The organism is Sphingomonas sp. 67-41, from assembly GCF_001899725.1.
GTDB classification, from domain to species: Bacteria; Pseudomonadota; Alphaproteobacteria; order Sphingomonadales; family Sphingomonadaceae; genus Sphingomonas; species Sphingomonas leidyi.
This window is the reverse complement of sequence record NZ_MKWJ01000020.1, coordinates 32661-50808: the sequence shown is the minus strand read 5'-3', so window position 1 is coordinate 50808 and position 18148 is coordinate 32661. Positions and strand designations below refer to the sequence as shown.

The following is an 18148-nucleotide window of genomic DNA, read 5'->3' as shown; positions in this document are numbered from 1 at the left end:
GCAACAAGGAGGAATTGTGCGCGCTACGTTTCGGAATCTCTTTCATACCCTAAACGTCGCTGCGTTCGTCCGCACGCGCCACGGCCACGCCATCTCGGTGCTTCGCTGGGGATTGATTCTCGTGCCGATGGCGCTGGCGGTCGGAAGTCTCTGCGCTGCCTTCCTGTGGAGTCTCGACGTCGCGACACGGACGCGCTTCGCGCATCCCTGGCTGCTGTTCCTGCTGCCGGCGGGCGGCTTCGCGATCGGGCTGCTCTACCAGTGGACGGGCAGGAGCGTCGAAGGCGGCAACAACCTGATCGTCGAGCAAATCCACGAGCCCGGTGGCGGCGTGCCGCTGCGCATGGCGCCACTGATCTTCATCGGAACCGTGGCGACGCACCTGTTCGGCGGCTCCGCAGGGCGCGAGGGGACAGCCGTGCAGCTCGGGGGAAGCCTCGCGAGTGCGGTCGCGCGTCTGGTCGGGCTCGATCCATCCGGCGTCCGCGTTCTGCTGATGGCCGGTATTGCCGCCGGCTTCGGGGCGGTGTTCGGCACGCCGCTCGCCGGCGCCGTGTTCGCGCTGGAAGTGCTCGCGATCGGTCGCGTCGAATATTCGGCGCTGGTGCCATGCCTGATCGCCGGTGTCGTCGGTGACTGGACCTGCCATATGTGGGGCATCCATCACGGCGCCTATCACATCGACTATGTTGCCGGCGTCGGTGGTGCGCTGACCGCGGAACCGCTGTTGCTGGGCAAGGCAGCGATCGCCGGCGTGGTGTTCGGGCTTGCCGGCCTCGTCTTCGCGGAGGCCAATCACAGCCTGGGCGGCCTGTTCAAGCGCCTCATTCCCTATGGTCCGGTTCGGCCAGTGGTCGGCGGGTTGATGGTCATCGCCTTGGTCTATCTGCTCGGCACCCGTGATTATCTCGGGCTAGGAGTTTGGTCCGCCGATCCCAACGCTCCCACCATCGCCGGCTTCTTCGGGCCGCCCGTCGACCATTGGAGCTGGCTGCTCAAGATCCTCTTCACCGTCGTGACCCTAAGCGCCGGCTTCAAGGGCGGCGAGGTCACGCCCTTGTTCTTCATCGGGGCCGCACTCGGCAACGCGCTCGGCGGGCTCCTGGGCGCGCCTGTCGATCTGTTCGCGGGGCTCGGCTTCGTGGCGGTGTTCGCGGGGGCGGCCAACACGCCGCTCGCCTGCACGATCATGGGCGTCGAGCTGTTCGGGGCGACCCACATCGTGCCGATCGCGATCGCGTGCTTCCTGGCCTATCTCTGCTCGGGTCACAGCGGCATCTATCTGTCGCAGCGGATCGCCGTCCCCAAGACGGGCGGCGGCCTGCTCCCGCCCGATACCACGCTGCGGGATGCCCGCGCGATCCGCCCGCAGCATTCACTCACCGATCTTTTCCCCTTCTCCCCATCCATCACCAGCGAAGGCGATCCCATGCCCCACACACATCAGGTCAATGCCAGCGAGATCGGCATGATCCGTATCTACCTCAAGCCCAGCGACAAGGCCGCCAAGGGCTCCGTGAAGACGCTTTGGGCCTCCAAGCCGCTCTACCGCGCCCTGGTCGCGCAGGCGAAAGCGGAAGGCGTCATGAACGCCGTCGCGCATCACACCCATTACGGCTTCTCAAACCACGGCCCGGTGCGCGAGCATGGCGCCGAGATCAGCGATCCGCATCTGACCATGTGCGTCGAGCTGATCGACCATCGCGACAAGCTCGAAGCCTTCTGCGCGGCACATGGCGATCTGCTGGCGAGCAAGGTGATCGTTTACAAGCATCTCGAGCATTGGAGCATCGGCCCCAGGGGTGTCGATCATGAGGATGCGACGCCCGAAGAGCTGTCGGCCGAGCCGGATGCCGCCGTCTGATGGGGCACCGCCGCTCGAGGTGAAGGGGCTCAGGACCGAAATCGGCGAGCAGGTCATCCATAAGGGCCTCGACCTGACCGTTAAACGCGGCGAGATCCTCGGCCTCGTCGGCGGCTCAGGTTCGGGAAAGTCCGTGCTGCTGAAATCTATCATCGGCTTGCTTCCGCCCGCTAGCGGCTCGATCCAGGTGTTCGGGACCGACATTCATGAGGGGCCGGAGGCGGAAATCGAAGCCGTCAAACGCCGGTGGGGCGTGCTGTTTCAGGCCAATGCCCTGTTTTCAACGCTAACGGTGCGGGAAAACATCGAAGTCCCGCTGCGCGAACACGCCCGGCTTCCGGACCAAATGCTTTGTGAAATCGCCCAGCTCAAGGCGATCCTGTCGGGTCTCCCAGCGGACTCGATCGACAAATTTCCCAATGAGCTGTCGGGCGGGATGCAGAAGCGGGCCGGCGTAGCTCGCGCGATTGCGCTTGATCCCGAACTGTTGCTGCTTGACGAGCCGACATCGGGCCTCGACCCGGTGATGGCCGATCAGATCGACCGTCTGATCCGCGATCTGGCGCATAGTCTCGGTCTGACGGTCGTGCTGGTGACGCACGACATCGACACGCTCTACACGATCACCGATCGGGTAGCGGCGCTTGCGGACAAGAAGATCGTAGCCATCGCGCCGGTCCGCGAGCTGGAAAAGTCCGATCATCCCTGGGTGCGCGAATACCTGCTGGGGAAGCGCTCGCGCGCCGGCACGCCGCTTGGCGTTGGCGACCATCGCTGAGCCGAGGGCTTGCACGGTGCAAGCCTCCGCCCTTGCCGATCGACGAGGCGAATATCTATATAGGGTTCGGGGATGGAGTTCCCCATCAACCGCCGCAAAGGCTGATAACTCCTACCAGAACGCCATTTCGCGGGCGTCGGTAGGTCTTGCCGCACTCCCGCAGAAGGGAGAGGGTCATGACCACTAAGCTGTTGGCGGTGATCGCCGAGGCCGCGACGACGCCGGCCTGTCTGGACGCGGCCGAGGCCGCAGCCCATGTGCTGAAGGATGCCACGATCGAGGCGCTGCATGTCGTCGTCGATCCCGAGCATATTGTCTGCGCGAGCGAGGAGCTGGCCTTCCAGCAATTGCGTGTCCGCTATGAAGGCACCGCCCAGGAGCGCGAGGCGGCGACACACGCGACCTATGAAGCCTGGATCGCCGAGCATCCGGACGCGGACATTCCGCTGCGCTGGAAGGAACGCATCGGCGCCGAGGAGGAAAATGTCGAGCAGGAAGCGCGTATCTTCGATGTGCTGGTCCTGGCGCGCCCGACCAACATGGACGGCGGCGACGCGCTCCACGCCGCCTTCAACCGCGTCAAGCATCCCTTCTTTCTGGTGCCCGCGAAATGGCGTCTTCAACCTGGTGATACTTTCGCTGAGCATATCGTCATCGCCTGGAACGACACATCGGCTTGTCTGCGGTCGCTCGAAGGCGCCTTGCCGTGGTTGCGCGTGGCGAGTGAGGTGACGCTGCTGCTGGTCGCCGAAAGCCGCGAGATTGCCCGTTCGGCCGAAGAGCTGCTCGGACTCGAAGGCATAGCTTTCCACGTCCGCCAAGTGCCGCGCGATAGCGAGACGCTCGGCGACCAGCTCGTTACCGAAGCGCACCAGCTCGGTGCCGATCTGCTGGTGATGGGCGCCTATCGGCACAATCAGTTCATCGAATGGCTGCTTGGCGGAACCACCCGCCATGTGCTCGCGCGCTTCGATCTGCCCCTGTTTCTCGCTCACTGACGAAGGATGGAGAAGATGCCCGAAGATCATGCCTATTTCGTGCGCCGAGCACAGGAGGAGCAGCGCTTGGCCGCAGAGGCCGATACGGCCGAGGCTAAAGCGTCGCACCTGAAGCTCGCCGAAGAATATACCGCCAGAGCGGCCGAGGTGGGCGAGCGGGCCGTAGGGAAGGCAGAGGGTGCCGCCCTGCAGCCCGACGAAACCGATCCCGCCAATATCGACCAGACCCGCACCGCCGGTCCAGCCAGTATCCGCGACCGCGACCCCCGACGAGGCTGGGATGAGGTCGATGAACAATCTGACGAGAGCTTTCCGGCAAGCGACCCGCCAAGTATCCCATGAAGGTCGATATGCCCGTAGCCCCTTTCGACCTGATTCTGGTGCTGGCAGTCATCCTCGCAATCGTTGGCGTCCTCGTCAGTGTGACAAAATCCAAGGGGTGACTGGATTAGCCTTGAGCGGAACGATCAATTCACTTTAAGGTTATCCGGAAGGGAAGGGCTCTTGCCCTGCCTTCGACATCGCTGGATGGGGATGGAGTCCCCCATAACCGCCGACAGGCTGATGACCCCTACTGCGTCAAACGCGGTGGGAGTGTGTCTTCGCCGCGCGGGCCGTCGGTAACGGCCCGATCCTGACACACGCCGGAACGGGCATAGCCCGAGCGGGTGCGGAGACGGTGAAGAATGACCCATGTGTGGGCGATTGCCGCGCTTTGGCTGGGGCTGGCGCTGGTCGCGACCCTTATGTCGATCTGGTTCAAGATCGCTACGGCGCTGTCGGAAATCGTGGTGGGCACCATCGCCCAGCTCATTATCGGCGCGGCCGTGGGCTCGGCAGTGCTCGGCACCCAGGAAAGCTGGGTGACATTCCTATCGGGGGCGGGCGCGATCGTCCTCACCTTCCTCGCCGGCGCCGAGCTGGACCCGAGCGTTTTCCGCACCAAATGGAAGGAGGCGACCGCAGTCGGTCTGGCGGGGTTCACGCTGCCGTTCGTCGGCTGCACGCTACTCGCCGTCCTCGGGCTGGGCTGGACGATGAAGGCCGCCCTGCTCGCCGGCGTCGCCATGTCCACAACTTCGGTCGCGGTCGTCTATGCAGTCATGCTCGAGTTCGGGCTCAATCGCACCGATTATGGCAAGACGCTGCTTGCCGCCTGCTTCATCAACGACCTGGTGACGGTGCTGGCGCTGGGCGTGATCTTCGCGCCATTCACCGTCAAGACGGCGATTTTCGCTGGGATCGCTGTCGTCGTGTTCGTGATCCTGCCGTGGCTGACGCCCCGCTTCTTCAAACTCTATGGCGATCGCCCCTCCGAGCTGGAAGCCAAGTTTCTGTTGCTCGCGCTGTTCGGCCTCGGCGCGCTTGCGACCTGGGCGGACAGCGAAGCGGTGCTGCCGGCCTATCTGGTCGGCATGGTGCTAGCTGGCACCGTAGGCAAGGATCACGCGCTCATTCGGCGGCTGCGCACGCTGACCTTCGGCCTGCTGACGCCCTTCTACTTCATTCGCGCCGGCTCGTTCGTCTCACTGTCGGCGCTATGGGCTGCGCCGATTGGCTTTCTCGTGCTCTTGATCGGCAAGATGGCCTCGAAGGTGGTCGGCGTCTATCCGTTGACGCGCTGGTTCGCGTCTCCGCGCAAGGAAGCGGCCTACACGACCCTGCTTATGTCGACGGGCCTTACCTTCGGAACGATTTCAGCGCTGTTCGGCCTCTCGCACCACGTCATCGACCAGAGCCAATATTCGATCCTCGTCGCGACCGTGATCGGCTCGGCGATCGTCCCGACATTGATCGCCAATGCCTTCTACCTGCCGCGACACCTGATCCCGCCTGAAGAGCCGCTTCCCGACGCGCAAAAGCCCGAAGCGGCGCCGCAGGTCGCGGCCGCCGTAGCAGGCCGCTCATGACGTCGCCGGCAAGGAGGTAAGTTCGATGTTCCACCATATCGTTCACGCCAATGATGGCTCCGAGAACTCCCTGACCGCGCTACGCACCGCGATTGAGCTGGCAGCGGTCGCGGACACCGGCCTCGACGTGCTGTTCGTCGAAGACATTGCGCCTCGAACCGGCATGATCGCGGACGTAACCGCGCATGAAACGGAGGAACGCCGCCATATCGGCAGGCACAAGGCGCTCGCCGAGCGGATCGCGGCGCGATCGGGTGTCACGCTGAAGACCCACGTCTTCACCGGCCATCCGGTCGGGCACATCGTCGCGTTCACACGCGAGGCCAAGGCCGATCTGCTGGTGATCGGCGCGACCGAACATGCCGATCTGTGGGAGCACCTGTTCGGCCGCCGCTCGGACCGCATGACGCACAAGGTGGATTGCTCGGTGCTCATCGTCCGCGAGGGAGGACATGATGCTGCGTGAGCTGCTCGCCCGCATGATCGAGGTCGGCCGGCTGTCCGTTGCGATCGGTTCCGAGCCCTCCTTCACCATCGGCGCGGTGCCGATCGACATGCCGCAGCTCGATGTCGCGATCCGGCTGAAGGATCGCTGGGCTGCCAATCTGCTCGCGCTCGACCCCGAATATCAGCTCGGGCAATGCTATATGGCGGGCTCGCTGGTTATCGAACGCGGCACGCTCGACAGCCTCATGGAGCTGATCGGGCGCAATTTGAAACGCCGTCCCGGCGCGGGTATCCTGGGCCGCGCCCGTGAGCTGACGGCCGCGCTGCGCGCCCGCACCAATTCCCTCGGGCGATCGCGCCGCAACGTCGCGCACCATTATGACCTGTCGGAAGCCTTCTACCGCCTCTTCCTTGACGAAGATCTCCAATATAGCTGCGCCTACTTCACCGATCCGGGCATGTCGCTCGAAGCGGCGCAGGCCGCGAAGAAAGCGCACATCGCGGCGAAGCTGGATCTGCAGCCTGGCGCGCATATTCTCGACATCGGCTGCGGATGGGGAGGCCTGGCGCTGATGCTCGCGCGCAGCGCCGACGTTTATGTCACGGGAATCACCCTCTCGACCGAACAGCTTCGGGTCGCACGAGACCGCGCCTCGGCCGCTGGCGTTTCCGACCGCGTGCGGTTCGCGCTCGCTGACTATCGCCAGGTGGCGGGCCGGTTCGATCGCATTGTGTCGGTCGGCATGTTCGAGCATGTCGGTGCCAAGCATTATCGGGACTATTTCGGCGCGATCGACCGGCTCCTGACCGATGATGGCGTGGCGCTCGTCCATTCGATCGGCCGCAAGGATCGGGGGCCGGGTTTCGACCGCTGGACGCAGGAGCACATCTTCCCTGGCGGTTATATTCCGGCCGTTAGCGAAGCCTTGGCGGCGCTCGAGGAAACCGGGCTGTGGTTGACCGATCTCGAAGTGCTGCGGCTCCATTATGCCGAGACACTGCGCCACTGGCGCCTGCGCGCCGCCGCCAACCGCCCTGCGATCGAGGCGATCTACGATGCCCGTTTTTATCGCATGTGGGAGTTCTATCTGGCGTCCTGCGAGATGGGCTTCCGCTTCAATGGGCTGATGGTGTTTCAGGCCCAGATTGCCCGCGACGTCGCCAGCCTGCCGATCACGCGCACCTACATCACCGAAGCCGAGCAAGGCTTGCATGGTGCAAGACCCCGACCGCAGCCGAAGCGGGCGCACGCCCGTCGCAAGGCGACCGCTCCTGAAACGGAGGCGGCGCAATGCTGACCTACGCATGGATCGCCGTCGGCGGTCTGATCGGCACGCTCGGCCGCTACTGGATCAACCTCGTCTTCACGGCACGCTTCGGCGAGGCGATGCCGTGGGGAACGATCTTCATCAACATAACGGGCTCGTTCGTGATCGGCCTGTTCGCCGCCCTCACCGAAACGGGCGGCCGCTGGCCGGTGCCGCCGGAAATCCGCGCCTTCATGCTGGTGGGGCTCTGCGGCGGCTATACCACCTTTTCCTCGTTCAGCCTGCAAACGCTCGCCCTCATCCAGACCGGCGAGCTGGGCCGAGCCCTCGCCAACATCCTCCTGTCCGTCACCGCCGGCGTGCTCGCGGTCTGGATAGGCTTCTCCGCGCCCGAAGCTCTGGCGCGGCTATTTCGGAGCTAAGCCCCATGAAGATTCTCGCCATCGTCACCGAAGCCGCCACCGCTCGCTCCTGCCTCGACGCCGCCGTTGTTGCGGCGAAGGTCGACAAGTTCGCCCGGATCGAGGCGCTGCATGTCGTCGTCGATCCCGACCAGCTCGTCTCCTCGACCGAGGAAGTCCAGATCCAGCGCCTCCGGGAGACGGCCGAGGGCACCGCCAGCGACAAGGCGATGGCCGCGCAGGCAGCATTCGTTGCATGGAACGCCGGCACCGCCGACGACACGCCCCGCGTCGAATGGAAAGCGCCGGCAGGAGCCGAGGAGGCGACGATCGTCGAAGCAGCCGGCGACGCCGACCTCCTTGTGCTGGTGCAGAGCCAAGATCTCGACAGCGGCGACGCGCAGCACGCCGCGATCCGCGAGACGGGCAAGCCGCTCTTGCTGGTGCCGGCGGATTGGACGCCCCGACCGCCCGCCTTCGCGCACATCGCCGTGGCGCTGAGCGACACGCCGGTCACGGACGATGCTATTCAGGGCGCGATGCCGTGGCTGCGCGCCGCCGACACGGTGACGGCGATCCGAATCGACGCCGAACAGGATCATGCCCTCACCTTGGCCGACAGGCTGCAGGAAATGGGCATAGACGCGCAATTGCGCGTGGTCGCGCCTTCAGGGCATGATCGGGGCGCGCAGATCGTCAAGGAGGCAGAGGCGATCGGGGCCGACATGCTGGTGGCGGGTGCCTATCGGCACAGCCAGCTCGTCGAATGGCTCCTGGGCAGCACCACGCGGCAAATGCTGCGCAACACCGCTCTGCCGCTGTTCCTGGCGCACTGATGGGGGCGCCCATCAGCCTCGTCGTCGTGCGTCATGGCGAGAGCGCGACCAATGCGGCCAATGTCTTCACGGGCTGGAGCAATCCGCCGCTGACAGCGATCGGCCGAGACGAGGCAGCGCGGGTCGCCCATCGGATTCGGGAGGCGAGGCTGGCGCCCTCGCGCATCTTCAGCTCGCCGGCGTCTCGCGCGACGGAGACGGTCGCGATCATCAAGGAAGTGCTGGAAGCAACCGAAACGCCCTTGACGCATCTGCCGGCGCTCAACGAGCGCGATTACGGCACGCTGACGGGCCGCAACAAGGATGAGGCCGTAGCCGAGGTCGGCGCCGCTCAGATACGGCTCTGGCGGCGTTCCTACGCCGAGGCGCCGCCGGAAGGGGAGAGCCTGCGCGGTACCGCCGCGCGCGTGCTTGCGGCTTATGTCCACGTCCTCTTGCCCGCCGCGATGGCTGGCGGAACCACGCTTGTCGTCTCCCAAGGCAATACGCTGCGAGCGCTGTGCATGGCGCTCGACGGCCTCGACGCCGCCGCGATCGAGAGTTTCGACCTCTCGACCGGGGCTACCATCCACTATGCGATCGGCGAGACGACGGCGATCGTCCGCCGCGCGCTCCTCGCCTGATCGGAACCGCCATGATCCCCAGCACCCGCATTGCCAGTCTTCACGGCCGCGAGATCCTCGACTCGCGCGGCAACCCGACGCTCGCCGTCACTGTTATTCTCGAAAGCGGCATCGAAGCGACCGCAGCGGTGCCGTCCGGTGCCTCGACCGGCGCCAACGAGGCTGTGGAACTGCGCGACGGCGACAGCGCCCGTTTCGGCGGCAAAGGCGTCTTGCAGGCCATAGGCCGCGTCGAAGGGCCACTTGCCGCCGCCCTGCAGGGCTATGACGTCTGCGATCAGGCCACGCTCGATCGCGCCATGATCGCGCTCGATGGCACGCCCGACAAGGCCCGGCTCGGGGCGAATGCCATCCTTGGCGTCTCGATGGCGGCCGCCCGCGCCGCGTCGGCGGTGCAGGGGGTGCCGCTCTACGAGCAGCTTGGCGGCGGTTCGGCGGCGCAAATCCTGCCCGTGCCGGCGTTCAACGTCATGAACGGCGGCAAGCACGCCGAAAGCGGCATCGACTTCCAGGAGTTCATGATCGTGCCGGCGGGCGCGCCGAGCTTCGCCGAGGCGCTGCGCTATGGCGCTGAAACCTACGCGGCGCTCCGCGAGATCCTCCATCAGGAGAAGCTGCGCACAAGCGTGGGCGACGAGGGCGGTTTCGCGCCGGGGTTCGATGCGCAGGCAATTCACGCTTCGCTGAGCCTCATCGTCAAGGCGATCGAGAAAGCCGGTTATCAGCCGGGAGAGGACATCGCGATCGCGCTTGACCCTGCCGCCTCATCATTCCGATCCGGCGACTGTTACGATGTCAGACCCTCCAGCGGCGGGCCCTTCGATCGTGCTGGCCTGCTCGCATTCTACGAGAAGCTCATCGGCGAGTTTCCGATCGTCTCGATCGAAGACGGCTTCGCCGACGACGACTGGCAGGGCTTCGTCGACCAGATGGCCGCGCAAGGTGGCCGGATTCAGGTCATGGGCGACGACATCACCGTCACAAACGCAAAGTTCATCAGGCAAGCGATCGACCGCAAGGCGATGAACGCGGTCCTCATCAAGCTCAACCAGATCGGCACTGTCACCGAGACGGTCGACGCGGCGAAGCTCTGCCACCAGGCTGGTTGGTGCACGATGGTCTCCCATCGCTCCGGCGAGACCAATGACGACTTCATCGCCGATTTCGCGGTGGCAATCGGCGCGGGGCAGATCAAGTCCGGCGCACCCTGCCGGGGCGAACGTCTCGCAAAATACAACCGGCTTCTCGAAATCGAACGCGCGCTTGGCGGCCGAGCCGTCTTCATCAATCCGTTCACCCGCAAATGAAAGGCGGCTACCCATGAAACTCATTCTCGTGCGCCACGGTCATGTCGAAGGCATCAAACCCGAGCGCTTTCGGGGCCGCAAGGAAGTCCCTTTGACGGAGCTGGGCCGGCGACAGGCGGCCGCTACTGCAGAACGGATCGCGGCCGAATGGAGGGTCGATGCCGTGTTCACCAGCCCGATGGGTCGATCCGCGGACACAGCGCGGGCCATCGCCGATCGCTACAGCCTGGTCCCGCAGCCGCTCCCGGAGCTGCTCGACTTCGATTATGGTGAGTGGAGCTGGAAGACGCATGAAGAGGTCCAGCAGACGTCTCAGGCTCTCTACGATCTGTGGTTCAGCGCGCCGCATCTGGCCCGCATACCCGGCGGTGACACGCTTCAGGCGCTTGCGCTGAGAACCGCCGATTCCCTCCGGCTCATGCTGGAAGCCCATCCCGGCGAGACGGTGGTGGCGGTCGGCCACGACAGCGTAAATCGTGCCCTGCTGCTGCAACTGCTTGACCTGCCGCTATCGGGCTATTGGCGTCTGCAGCAACATCCGGCCTGCATCAACGAAATCGACATCGACACCAAGGTAGCGGTCCAGCGGATCAACGAGCATGTCCACCTGCTCGGTCTGTCGGAGGAAGAACCGGCATGAGCGGGGAACGATCTTCGACCGAGCCTCTCAACAGTTCTCTGCTGTCCGCCCTTCGGCGGGCGGTGCTCATCGTCGCGCTGCTTAATCTGGCGTATTTCGGCGTCGAGTTCGCGGTCGCGCTCCGCATCGGATCGGTGTCGCTCTTCGCAGACAGCGCCGACTTCTTCGAGGACGCCGCCGTCAATTTCCTTATCGTGGCGGCCCTGGGATGGAGTGCCGCGCGGCGCGCGCGCGTGGGCATGTTGCTTTCGGCAATCCTGCTGGCGCCTGCAATCGCCTTCTTGTGGACGCTGTGGCACAAGCTCAGCGCTCCTCTTCCACCCGACGCCATAGCCCTTTCTGCCACCGGCCTCGGCGCCCTGCTGGTGAACCTGATCGCGGCCTTCCTGCTCGCCCGCCATCGGCGGCGGGGCGGCAGTCTTGCCAAGGCAGCCTGGCTGTCAGCACGGAACGATGCCCTTGCAAACGTCGCGATCATTGTCGCTGGCCTCGTGACACTGAGAGTTCATTCGCCCTGGCCGGACATCATTGTCGGCATCGGCATCGCGATCATGAATCTCGACGCGGCCCGCGAAGTCTGGATGGCGGCGCGGGAGGAGCATCTGCTTTCCCAAGCCGAGCCGTGATACGCGACCGTCGCATCGCTTTATGGGCACCTTGAAGCTCTGGCTCGCGATAGGCTGTTGTTCGCGCCGATCGGCGCGCTCATGGCGACGATCATCCCATATCGCGAATATAGCCAACATCAGCTTCCCAAGGGCTGCGTCGTTCGCGAGGTGGCCGGCGCGGTTGCCGCGCACGGTCGGGGAAGCCGAAGCAATGCGGGACACGCCCAAGGCGCGGGCGCTGACCGCGCCTGATGGGGTCGAAGCCGTCAGAGGCCAAGGAACGGGCCGGGACGTCATCGCCTGCGGCGGTCGAGCGCGCCGACGCGTTGGTGAAGGTCCACTCCGAAAAGGTTCTCGGTCGGGCGCGGATGCAGCTCTATGAGCCGATTGGCCGTCCCGATGCGCAGGAAGTCGAACAGCTCTCCGTCGTCTGCGGCGTACTCATGCAGTGCGGCTACCGTTCGTGAGGGGCTGCGATGGAATGGGACGTTAGTTCAAGGGCTCACCATCCGGGCCGCGGCCGGTCATCATATACCATTGCTCGAGCGTCGTCGGCGCGCCGATCAGGCGCTCGATGGCTTCGCAAGTCGAATAGGCCGCGTCATATTCCTGGTGCTCGTCGAGAATGTTCAGCGCGCGCTCAAGCAACTCTTTGGCTTCCGCCAGTTTTTCGGTCAGCACGCGCTCCGCAAGATAGGTCATATGTCACCCCTGCTCTTAATCTACCGCAAGTGGTTGTGCTGGGCACGAGGAGAAGTTCCCATTTTGGGAGGATCATGCGCGCGATGTCTGCAGTCTCAAGGTCGGCCTCCTCACGGCCTCGGCCGATCCCCTAGTGTGACGCAGTTTTAGTGCCTTGCCAGCAAAGAGCCGGGCCATCTTGCTATGGGCCAGGATCGCTTCGGTGCACGTCGCGCGCACCGCAGCGCCGCAGCGCCGGATGTCGCGGTCGAACTGTGACCTGCAAAAGGAGTTTGAAATGTTGTGCCGCGACTCCTGCGGATCGCCGAGATAGGGGCAACGTGGGAGGGCGCATATTCGCATAAGGTTGCCAGGAGAGGTGATGTCCTCCGCTCAACCCAAGAGGACGCGTAGGGTCGGACCAATGTCGCGACCCCGTCCTGCGTCACTCGTCAAACGCGATCATTGTCCGCGGAGCCCTGCTCGCGACCACTACGGGCGCCGCGGCCTGTCTAGCCGCTCGCCGCAATCTGCTAGCTGGCCGTGGACATCGCACCCGCCGGCGGATGACTAAGTGGCCGGGGCATGGATGGGTAGAATTTTCCGTCACGCTCGCCCAGTCTTCGCCGTGCCGCGCGCTGCACGGTTCTCACCGATTCGCGCGCGGAGGCGATGTTGCTTTGGGTCTGGAGGCCGGCAGATGGCGCAACGTGCGATGTGGTCACACAGGCGATCCCGCCGCGATCCGCCAAATCATGTTAACCAAAATACTTCGGATTGTGTGAACTATGCATAAGATAACTATCCCATTTTTTATTTGATAATTGTAAATATATCTTAAACTGGAATTGTATATGTTTAGATATGTAAATATCATTTAATCGCATCTTCTTTTGTGTTCCTGACGAGGAGGGCTGCTATTATCTGGCCGGGAAGGGTGACATTCCGTGATCCACTCGTGGCGGAAATGGCGAGATACTGGCAAAAATGGGCGATCGAACACCGATCATTTACTTCGTTGCTGCACAGCTTCTCAATGAATTCACGTCGGATCCCTGGACGAGCGGGCTACCGCTAGAGCCCTGACGGCAATGACTGACGAAACAGAATCATCTCGACCTCAACAGGCAAGCGAATTTGACGCTTCCCTCGAGACCGATAGTGAAGGCCCGGCTCACAGGCTACTAGCCCTGCTTGAGAGCGAGTATGACTCGCTGCTGAGGCGTCTCTCAGCGCATCTGCGCTCTCCGGAGGCGGCCGCGGAAGCGCTCCACGATGTCTACGTTAAACTGAGGTCTGAGCCCAGCATCGGCGATCTGCGCAGCCCGCGCTCGTATCTCTACCGGATGGCCGTAAATCTCGCGATCAACCGGCGTCGTAGCGAGTGGCGCACCGTGAACTTGGATGTGGCCGAGCTTTCCGAATTTCCCGATAGCACACCGGACCAGGAAGCTGCTGTCCTTGCTGCAGATGAGATGGACCGGGCTCTCGAGGCGCTTCACTCTCTTCCCCTTAAGCGGCAGGCGATTTTTTTGGCCCGATGGCGTGACGAAAAGCAGCAGAACGAGATCGCCGCTGATTTCGGTTTGCACAAGCGCTCTGTTCAAAAGGAGCTGGTTCGCGCCGAAACCTATCTTCGCAAGATCCTGCGTCGGCCCAAGGGGCAATCTTAACAGCGCCGTATCCCAATCCTGGTCCTGGTCCTGCTCCTGCTCGATCATGGGGCGTCTGCAATTTGGGTCGGAAGAAAGTTGGCCGCCTTTGGTTCCCCTCATGTGTCCCATCAAATGGGAATAGTAGGGCCTCCCCCTTCGAGAACCCGACGGCTCGGTCCGTCGTGCCTCGCGGTGGCGGCCGATAGGGTAGGGCGCTGAAGTTCCCGGCGTCAGAAGTCTACCCTGCAACCCATTGGGGGTCGCGATGGCGGCTTTTGGAAGTGCGGGCGCCGGGCCGATGCCCTGCGCAGGACAGGTGCAGACCCGGGCGCATGCTGGACCGGCTAAACGGCCGGGATATAATGACGGACGGGGCTTTGGCTCAATCAGTAGCCAGCCGAGCCTGGCACCATGGCAGGTTGGTCTCGCCATGCGGGCTATGTGCGAAGACATCAGTAACCCGATTTCCATCTCCGAGGTCGCGTCACGTTGCAGATTATCGCTCTACTACTTCGTGCGCGCGTTCACAAATACAGTGGGGATAGCGCCCTATGCATGGTTCGTACAGCAGCGTATCGTCTGCGCAAAGCACCTCCTGGCCAATACCGCGCTGCCGCTGGCGCAGGTCGCTCTCGAATGCGGATTCTCCGACCAGGCTCACTTCACCAAGGCGTTTGCCAAGGCGTCCGGCCTCACGCCTGCAAAGTGGCGTCGTTGTCAAATCTGCGCAACCTGACATCACGCCGGGTTCGCATGAATTGTTGAGCACCTGCGACACGAAAAATAAAGGAGTTGATCGCCCGGTGTCCTGATGCCCGGCCTCCGCATCCGTTCTCTGACTAGCCATCGAGATCGGGACCTTGGATTAGTCACCGGACCATATTCGTGAATGCGCGGAAGGTGATGATCCTATAGATGTCGACGTCCATTCCTATCTTTGGATGTCGGATGATATTGCCTATTCCCTTTGTTCACCGTCCGCTTGCCGGGCAGCGGCACGGCGCTTTACGAAGGCGAGCAGGGCGGGGTCGTGCTCAGGCCGGTTCCAGCGCGCAGAATCGCGCAGAACAATCACATCTTCAAGATGCGTGAGGAACGTGTAGACCTTGTTGACGACCTCGATCATCAGGGCTTTCATCTCTGCGTCTGATATTCTCGACACCTCCGGCCAGGGAATTTCGCCGTAAGGCGTGACTACCATCACGTCGCTATAGTCTTCGGTAACACTCTCCGGCACCTTTCCGGCATGAAACTCCTCGAGACATGTGTTGCGGACGCATTGCTCGACAAGGGCGAGTGCGATACGTCGGGCGGCCGCATCCGGTATTGCATCCTCATTCATGAAGCCTCCTCGCCAAGGCATACTGTTAAGCGGTATTTCCGGCGCCACACAACCGAACTGATCTCCTCGACACCCGTTCGACCCGGATTAATGAAGCTCCGAGGCTTCAGACAATCGCCGTCATGAAATCCTCTTCGGGCCAGTCCCGCTCGATCCGGCCGTGATTCTTGAGGAGCGTGTTCACGACCATCGGTGACACCTGGAAATGCTCCGCCACGTCCTGCTGATTTTCGTCCGAATAGTCGCCGCGCAGCATCTCCTCGACGACGTCGAAGGGCGCGAGGAATTCGGCTGCGAACGATCGCTGGGCCTTTTGCCGATAGGTGTAGGCATGCGTTGCTGCATGCAGTGCGCCCTCGCGGTTCATCAGCCTATCCCCGAGCACGCGCGCCAGAGCGAAGCGCCGACCGACCTCCCGCTTTCCCGGCAGAACGATGAGCGATTTGTCTCCTGCGGCGTCGTCGAGAGCATAGGGGAGGGCGGCAGGCCCGCGCGGATGCTCGGTCAAGGCGTCAGGGGTCGTGCCGGCAAGTGCCGCCAGCAGCCGATCATCAATGATATCGGCCCCGAGCCGTTCCTGCTGGCGGAGCGCATCAGCGACGTTTGTCCCGAGCTTCCAGGCGGGCACTTCCGGGTCCTTGACAACGCGATACTGGGCGTCGAGCACCACCGCGTCCCTGGCAGAACCACGATGACCGAGGGTCTGGGCAATTTCTTCCAGCCGGCGCGCGGTTAGGAGATCCTCGCTCTCGTGCGGCAACCGGGCACGCTCAGCCGCGACTTCCCGGACAGCATCTTCACCCAGACGTTCGGCATCGCCGATCAGCACCTCCACCGCGTCGTCGTCGAACGCGTCGGGATCGCGTCCCATCAGCGCCTCGAGACGTCGGCGCCTGGCAATCTCCGGGTCCGCCCGCTCCGCAATGACATCCCGCCAGAGCCGGTCGAGATTGGTTTCCCCAACGCCTTGCTCGTGCAAGCGACCAATGATCCTTGGCAGAAATTCGTCGAGGGCTGCCTCGAAAAGTGTCGAGGGGACGATTGTCGGAAATGCGCCCACATATCGGAATGGCTTCGCGTCAGGCTCCGCGGAGGCGTGGGAAATTAACATGGTGCGCACGCCATCCGACCAGATCTCGATGTTCGGCCAGAGATACCCTTCGCCGATCGAGTTCATCTTGTGGGCGAGCGACCAGTCCGGTGATGCCGAGCGGGGTTCCCAGCGCAGGCGCCACCAATTCCATGCCAGCCATTCCGCCACATGATAACCGGAGACCAGCGGTCCCTGCCGGAAGCCGTTCAGGAAAGAGTCGAAGCCCTCCGTCAGCGACTGGCGAGCCGTGCGCATGGTAAACAGGCCGAAGGCAGCCCGCTCTTCGCGGCTTCCCTCGTCGAGGCGCTCAGGCGCAAGTCCAAATTCCAATCCTACCGGCACCGCCGCTTCCATTCCTTCAAAATGTAGGCGCGCATGTCGCGCTCGTCATCGCCAAGCCTGTATCCGTGATAGTCCGTCTCTAGCTCCGGTCGTGTTTTAGCTTCGTAAACCTCATTAGCCTCATCGACGGCCCAAATATACTTTGGAACGCTGCCGTCGCCGAATTGACTGACCATGCCGAGCATGATCCCCTGCTGCATCAGGGACGAGGCTTCCGCCAGAAGAACCGCTCGCAGCGCGTCGCAGGGCGATTTGGAGGGGCGGGGATTGTGCGACGGATGAAAACCATAATCCCCGGGTCGCAGCTTATGATTTGCCGATCCGACATAACGGAGGCGTGCACACAGAGCCTTGCGGTCTTCCACTTTCAGAAATTCTTCGTCGGCAAACCGTCGATCAGGACGGTTTCCCTCGCGCTTCCGGATGCTCATGGTTGGGATCCTAACGCCGCGTGGAGTTCCGCGAGTTTCTCCTGGCAGAGTTCGTTGACGATCGTGCCAAGGATCTCGACGCGCTCGGAGAGATAGGCGAACTCCTCGTCAGTCATCCTGAAATGGTCGGAATGCCGGGCCTTCACATAGGCGTCCTTGAGTTTGAGAAAACGCGCCTCGAGCTTGCGCTTGTCGCGCGGCCACGCCTCGACAAGGCGAGGCGACAGCCGCTCCGCCTGCTGCCGCAGGAATTTCAGGTTGTGACTGTATGGGGTGTAAAATGTGAAGACGAGAAGGACGCAATAATAGAGCCGCTCGCAGGCCTGCTGGAGATTGTAGGCCGCGTCGGGAAATTGCTTTGTGTCGTAACAGAACTGGAAAATTCTACGAGACGACACGGCTAACTCGAACCACTGGTCGTAATAGCCTTTGGCCATGTCATAGGCTTGCTGCGGCGTCTTGGGCTTGGGTTTGTGCAGTTCGCTATCGTCGGCCTGGTAGAGCGCGATGCCGTCGCGGGCGATGTCCATGAAGAAATAGCGGCCGTGCGCCAGCCCGTCATTCACTTCCTGCAGTGTGTGAATGATGAAATTGACCGGCGTCCGCAGCCGGTTGAGGATCATGGTCTCGATGTTGAGACGTTCTTCAGCCTTGTCCCAATATTCGAGCCGGTCGGTCAGTTCCTTCTGGTTGACGATGATAAGCAGATCGAAATCCGATCGGTAGCCGCGCTCGGTGTGGGGTTCATGCACCCAGCGGCCCGTTGCATAGGAACCGTAAAGAATGATCTTGAGGATGCGGCCGAGCTTGCGAGCACCGGTTGGGTTGCCATGGGCATCGTCGAACTCCTCGAACAGGATCTGAATGACCCGATCAAGCTCGTGTCGCTTGCTGGCCGGAAGATGGTCGATGTCCGTTTTCATT

22 protein-coding genes, 1 pseudogene and 2 riboswitches are annotated in these 18148 nt (G+C 63.0%); of the genes and pseudogenes, 18 read left to right on the top strand and 5 right to left on the bottom strand.

Features of this window, described 5'->3' with window-relative positions; genetic code table 11:
- Positions 1-16: 16 nt before the first annotated feature.
- The 16 genes and pseudogenes from BGP17_RS10500 to BGP17_RS10430 all read left to right on the top strand — a co-directional run.
- Positions 17-1369: pseudogene (locus BGP17_RS10500) on the top strand (voltage-gated chloride channel family protein); the annotation flags it as partial.
- 60 nt (positions 1370-1429) lie between these two features.
- Positions 1430-1864, top strand: a complete 435-nt coding sequence (locus BGP17_RS23875; protein ID WP_199857430.1) for a DUF190 domain-containing protein — start codon at positions 1430-1432, stop codon at positions 1862-1864.
- A complete protein-coding gene (locus BGP17_RS10495; RefSeq protein WP_199857382.1) occupies positions 1851-2642 on the top strand; it encodes an ABC transporter ATP-binding protein in 792 nt (263 codons plus the stop codon). The genes BGP17_RS23875 and BGP17_RS10495 overlap by 14 nt, the downstream gene beginning before the upstream one ends.
- Positions 2643-2701: 59 nt before the next feature.
- Positions 2702-2763: riboswitch (Fluoride riboswitch) on the top strand.
- Positions 2764-2839: 76 nt separating this feature from the next.
- On the top strand, positions 2840-3640 hold the full coding sequence (locus tag BGP17_RS10490) for a universal stress protein (RefSeq protein ID WP_286711887.1): 801 nt from the start codon (positions 2840-2842) through the stop codon (positions 3638-3640).
- A 15-nt stretch (positions 3641-3655) separates the two neighbouring features.
- Complete coding sequence (locus BGP17_RS10485; RefSeq protein WP_070156705.1) at positions 3656-3982, top strand: hypothetical protein; 327 nt, start codon at positions 3656-3658, stop codon at positions 3980-3982.
- Positions 3983-4161: 179 nt separating this feature from the next.
- Positions 4162-4221: riboswitch (Fluoride riboswitch) on the top strand.
- Between the two features lie 105 nt (positions 4222-4326).
- Entirely contained in the window at positions 4327-5550 is a 1224-nt protein-coding gene (locus BGP17_RS10480) for a cation:proton antiporter (RefSeq protein ID WP_070156706.1), read from the top strand.
- 25 nt (positions 5551-5575) lie between these two features.
- Complete coding sequence (locus BGP17_RS10475) at positions 5576-6016, top strand: universal stress protein (protein ID WP_070156707.1); 441 nt, start codon at positions 5576-5578, stop codon at positions 6014-6016.
- Positions 6006-7295, top strand: a complete 1290-nt coding sequence (locus BGP17_RS10470) for an SAM-dependent methyltransferase (RefSeq protein ID WP_151956016.1) — start codon at positions 6006-6008, stop codon at positions 7293-7295. Before BGP17_RS10475 ends, BGP17_RS10470 begins: the two co-directional genes overlap by 11 nt.
- Positions 7289-7687, top strand: coding sequence for a fluoride efflux transporter CrcB (crcB, locus tag BGP17_RS10465; protein ID WP_070156709.1), 399 nt, complete (start codon positions 7289-7291; stop codon positions 7685-7687). The genes BGP17_RS10470 and crcB overlap by 7 nt, the downstream gene beginning before the upstream one ends.
- 5 nt (positions 7688-7692) lie before the next feature.
- On the top strand, positions 7693-8502 hold the full coding sequence (locus tag BGP17_RS10460; protein WP_083276962.1) for a universal stress protein: 810 nt from the start codon (positions 7693-7695) through the stop codon (positions 8500-8502).
- Entirely contained in the window at positions 8502-9125 is a 624-nt protein-coding gene (locus tag BGP17_RS10455; protein ID WP_070156710.1) for a 2,3-bisphosphoglycerate-dependent phosphoglycerate mutase, read from the top strand. Before BGP17_RS10460 ends, BGP17_RS10455 begins: the two co-directional genes overlap by 1 nt.
- Before the next feature lie 11 nt (positions 9126-9136).
- On the top strand, positions 9137-10432 hold the full coding sequence (eno, locus tag BGP17_RS10450; RefSeq protein WP_070156711.1) for a phosphopyruvate hydratase: 1296 nt from the start codon (positions 9137-9139) through the stop codon (positions 10430-10432).
- A 13-nt stretch (positions 10433-10445) separates the two neighbouring features.
- On the top strand, positions 10446-11072 hold the full coding sequence (locus BGP17_RS10445) for a histidine phosphatase family protein (RefSeq protein ID WP_070156712.1): 627 nt from the start codon (positions 10446-10448) through the stop codon (positions 11070-11072).
- The gene (locus BGP17_RS10440; RefSeq protein ID WP_070156713.1) at positions 11069-11698 is read left to right on the top strand and encodes a cation efflux transmembrane domain-containing protein; all 630 of its coding nucleotides are present in this window, start codon (positions 11069-11071) and stop codon (positions 11696-11698) included. Before BGP17_RS10445 ends, BGP17_RS10440 begins: the two co-directional genes overlap by 4 nt.
- A gap of 57 nt (positions 11699-11755) precedes the next feature.
- A complete protein-coding gene (locus BGP17_RS10435; protein ID WP_286711869.1) occupies positions 11756-11932 on the top strand; it encodes a hypothetical protein in 177 nt (58 codons plus the stop codon).
- Positions 11932-12147, top strand: coding sequence for a hypothetical protein (locus BGP17_RS10430; RefSeq protein ID WP_070156714.1), 216 nt, complete (start codon positions 11932-11934; stop codon positions 12145-12147). The genes BGP17_RS10435 and BGP17_RS10430 overlap by 1 nt, the downstream gene beginning before the upstream one ends.
- 22 nt (positions 12148-12169) lie before the next feature.
- Here BGP17_RS10430 and BGP17_RS10425 read toward each other — a convergent pair whose 3' ends face one another.
- Positions 12170-12382, bottom strand: coding sequence for a hypothetical protein (locus BGP17_RS10425; RefSeq protein WP_070156715.1), 213 nt, complete (start codon positions 12380-12382; stop codon positions 12170-12172).
- Positions 12383-13452: 1070 nt separating this feature from the next.
- On the opposite strand from BGP17_RS10425, the gene BGP17_RS10420 reads away from it, so the two are divergent.
- Together BGP17_RS10420 and BGP17_RS10415 are read left to right on the top strand one after the other, a co-directional pair.
- On the top strand, positions 13453-14034 hold the full coding sequence (locus tag BGP17_RS10420) for an RNA polymerase sigma factor (protein WP_083276964.1): 582 nt from the start codon (positions 13453-13455) through the stop codon (positions 14032-14034).
- Positions 14035-14455: 421 nt separating this feature from the next.
- The gene (locus tag BGP17_RS10415) at positions 14456-14752 is read left to right on the top strand and encodes a helix-turn-helix domain-containing protein (RefSeq protein ID WP_070156739.1); all 297 of its coding nucleotides are present in this window, start codon (positions 14456-14458) and stop codon (positions 14750-14752) included.
- A gap of 222 nt (positions 14753-14974) precedes the next feature.
- Here BGP17_RS10415 and BGP17_RS10410 read toward each other — a convergent pair whose 3' ends face one another.
- From BGP17_RS10410 to BGP17_RS10395, 4 genes are all read right to left on the bottom strand, one after another.
- Positions 14975-15358, bottom strand: a complete 384-nt coding sequence (locus BGP17_RS10410; RefSeq protein WP_070156717.1) for a hypothetical protein — start codon at positions 15356-15358, stop codon at positions 14975-14977.
- Positions 15359-15464: 106 nt separating this feature from the next.
- Positions 15465-16805 (bottom strand): ImmA/IrrE family metallo-endopeptidase, encoded by a 1341-nt coding sequence (locus tag BGP17_RS10405; protein WP_070156718.1) that lies wholly within the window; start codon positions 16803-16805, stop codon positions 15465-15467.
- A complete protein-coding gene (locus BGP17_RS10400) occupies positions 16784-17224 on the bottom strand; it encodes a hypothetical protein (protein WP_070156719.1) in 441 nt (146 codons plus the stop codon). Before BGP17_RS10400 ends, BGP17_RS10405 begins: the two co-directional genes overlap by 22 nt.
- A complete protein-coding gene (locus tag BGP17_RS10395) occupies positions 17221-18147 on the bottom strand; it encodes a HEPN domain-containing protein (RefSeq protein ID WP_070156740.1) in 927 nt (308 codons plus the stop codon). Before BGP17_RS10395 ends, BGP17_RS10400 begins: the two co-directional genes overlap by 4 nt.
- Between the last annotated feature and the right edge of the window lies 1 nt (position 18148).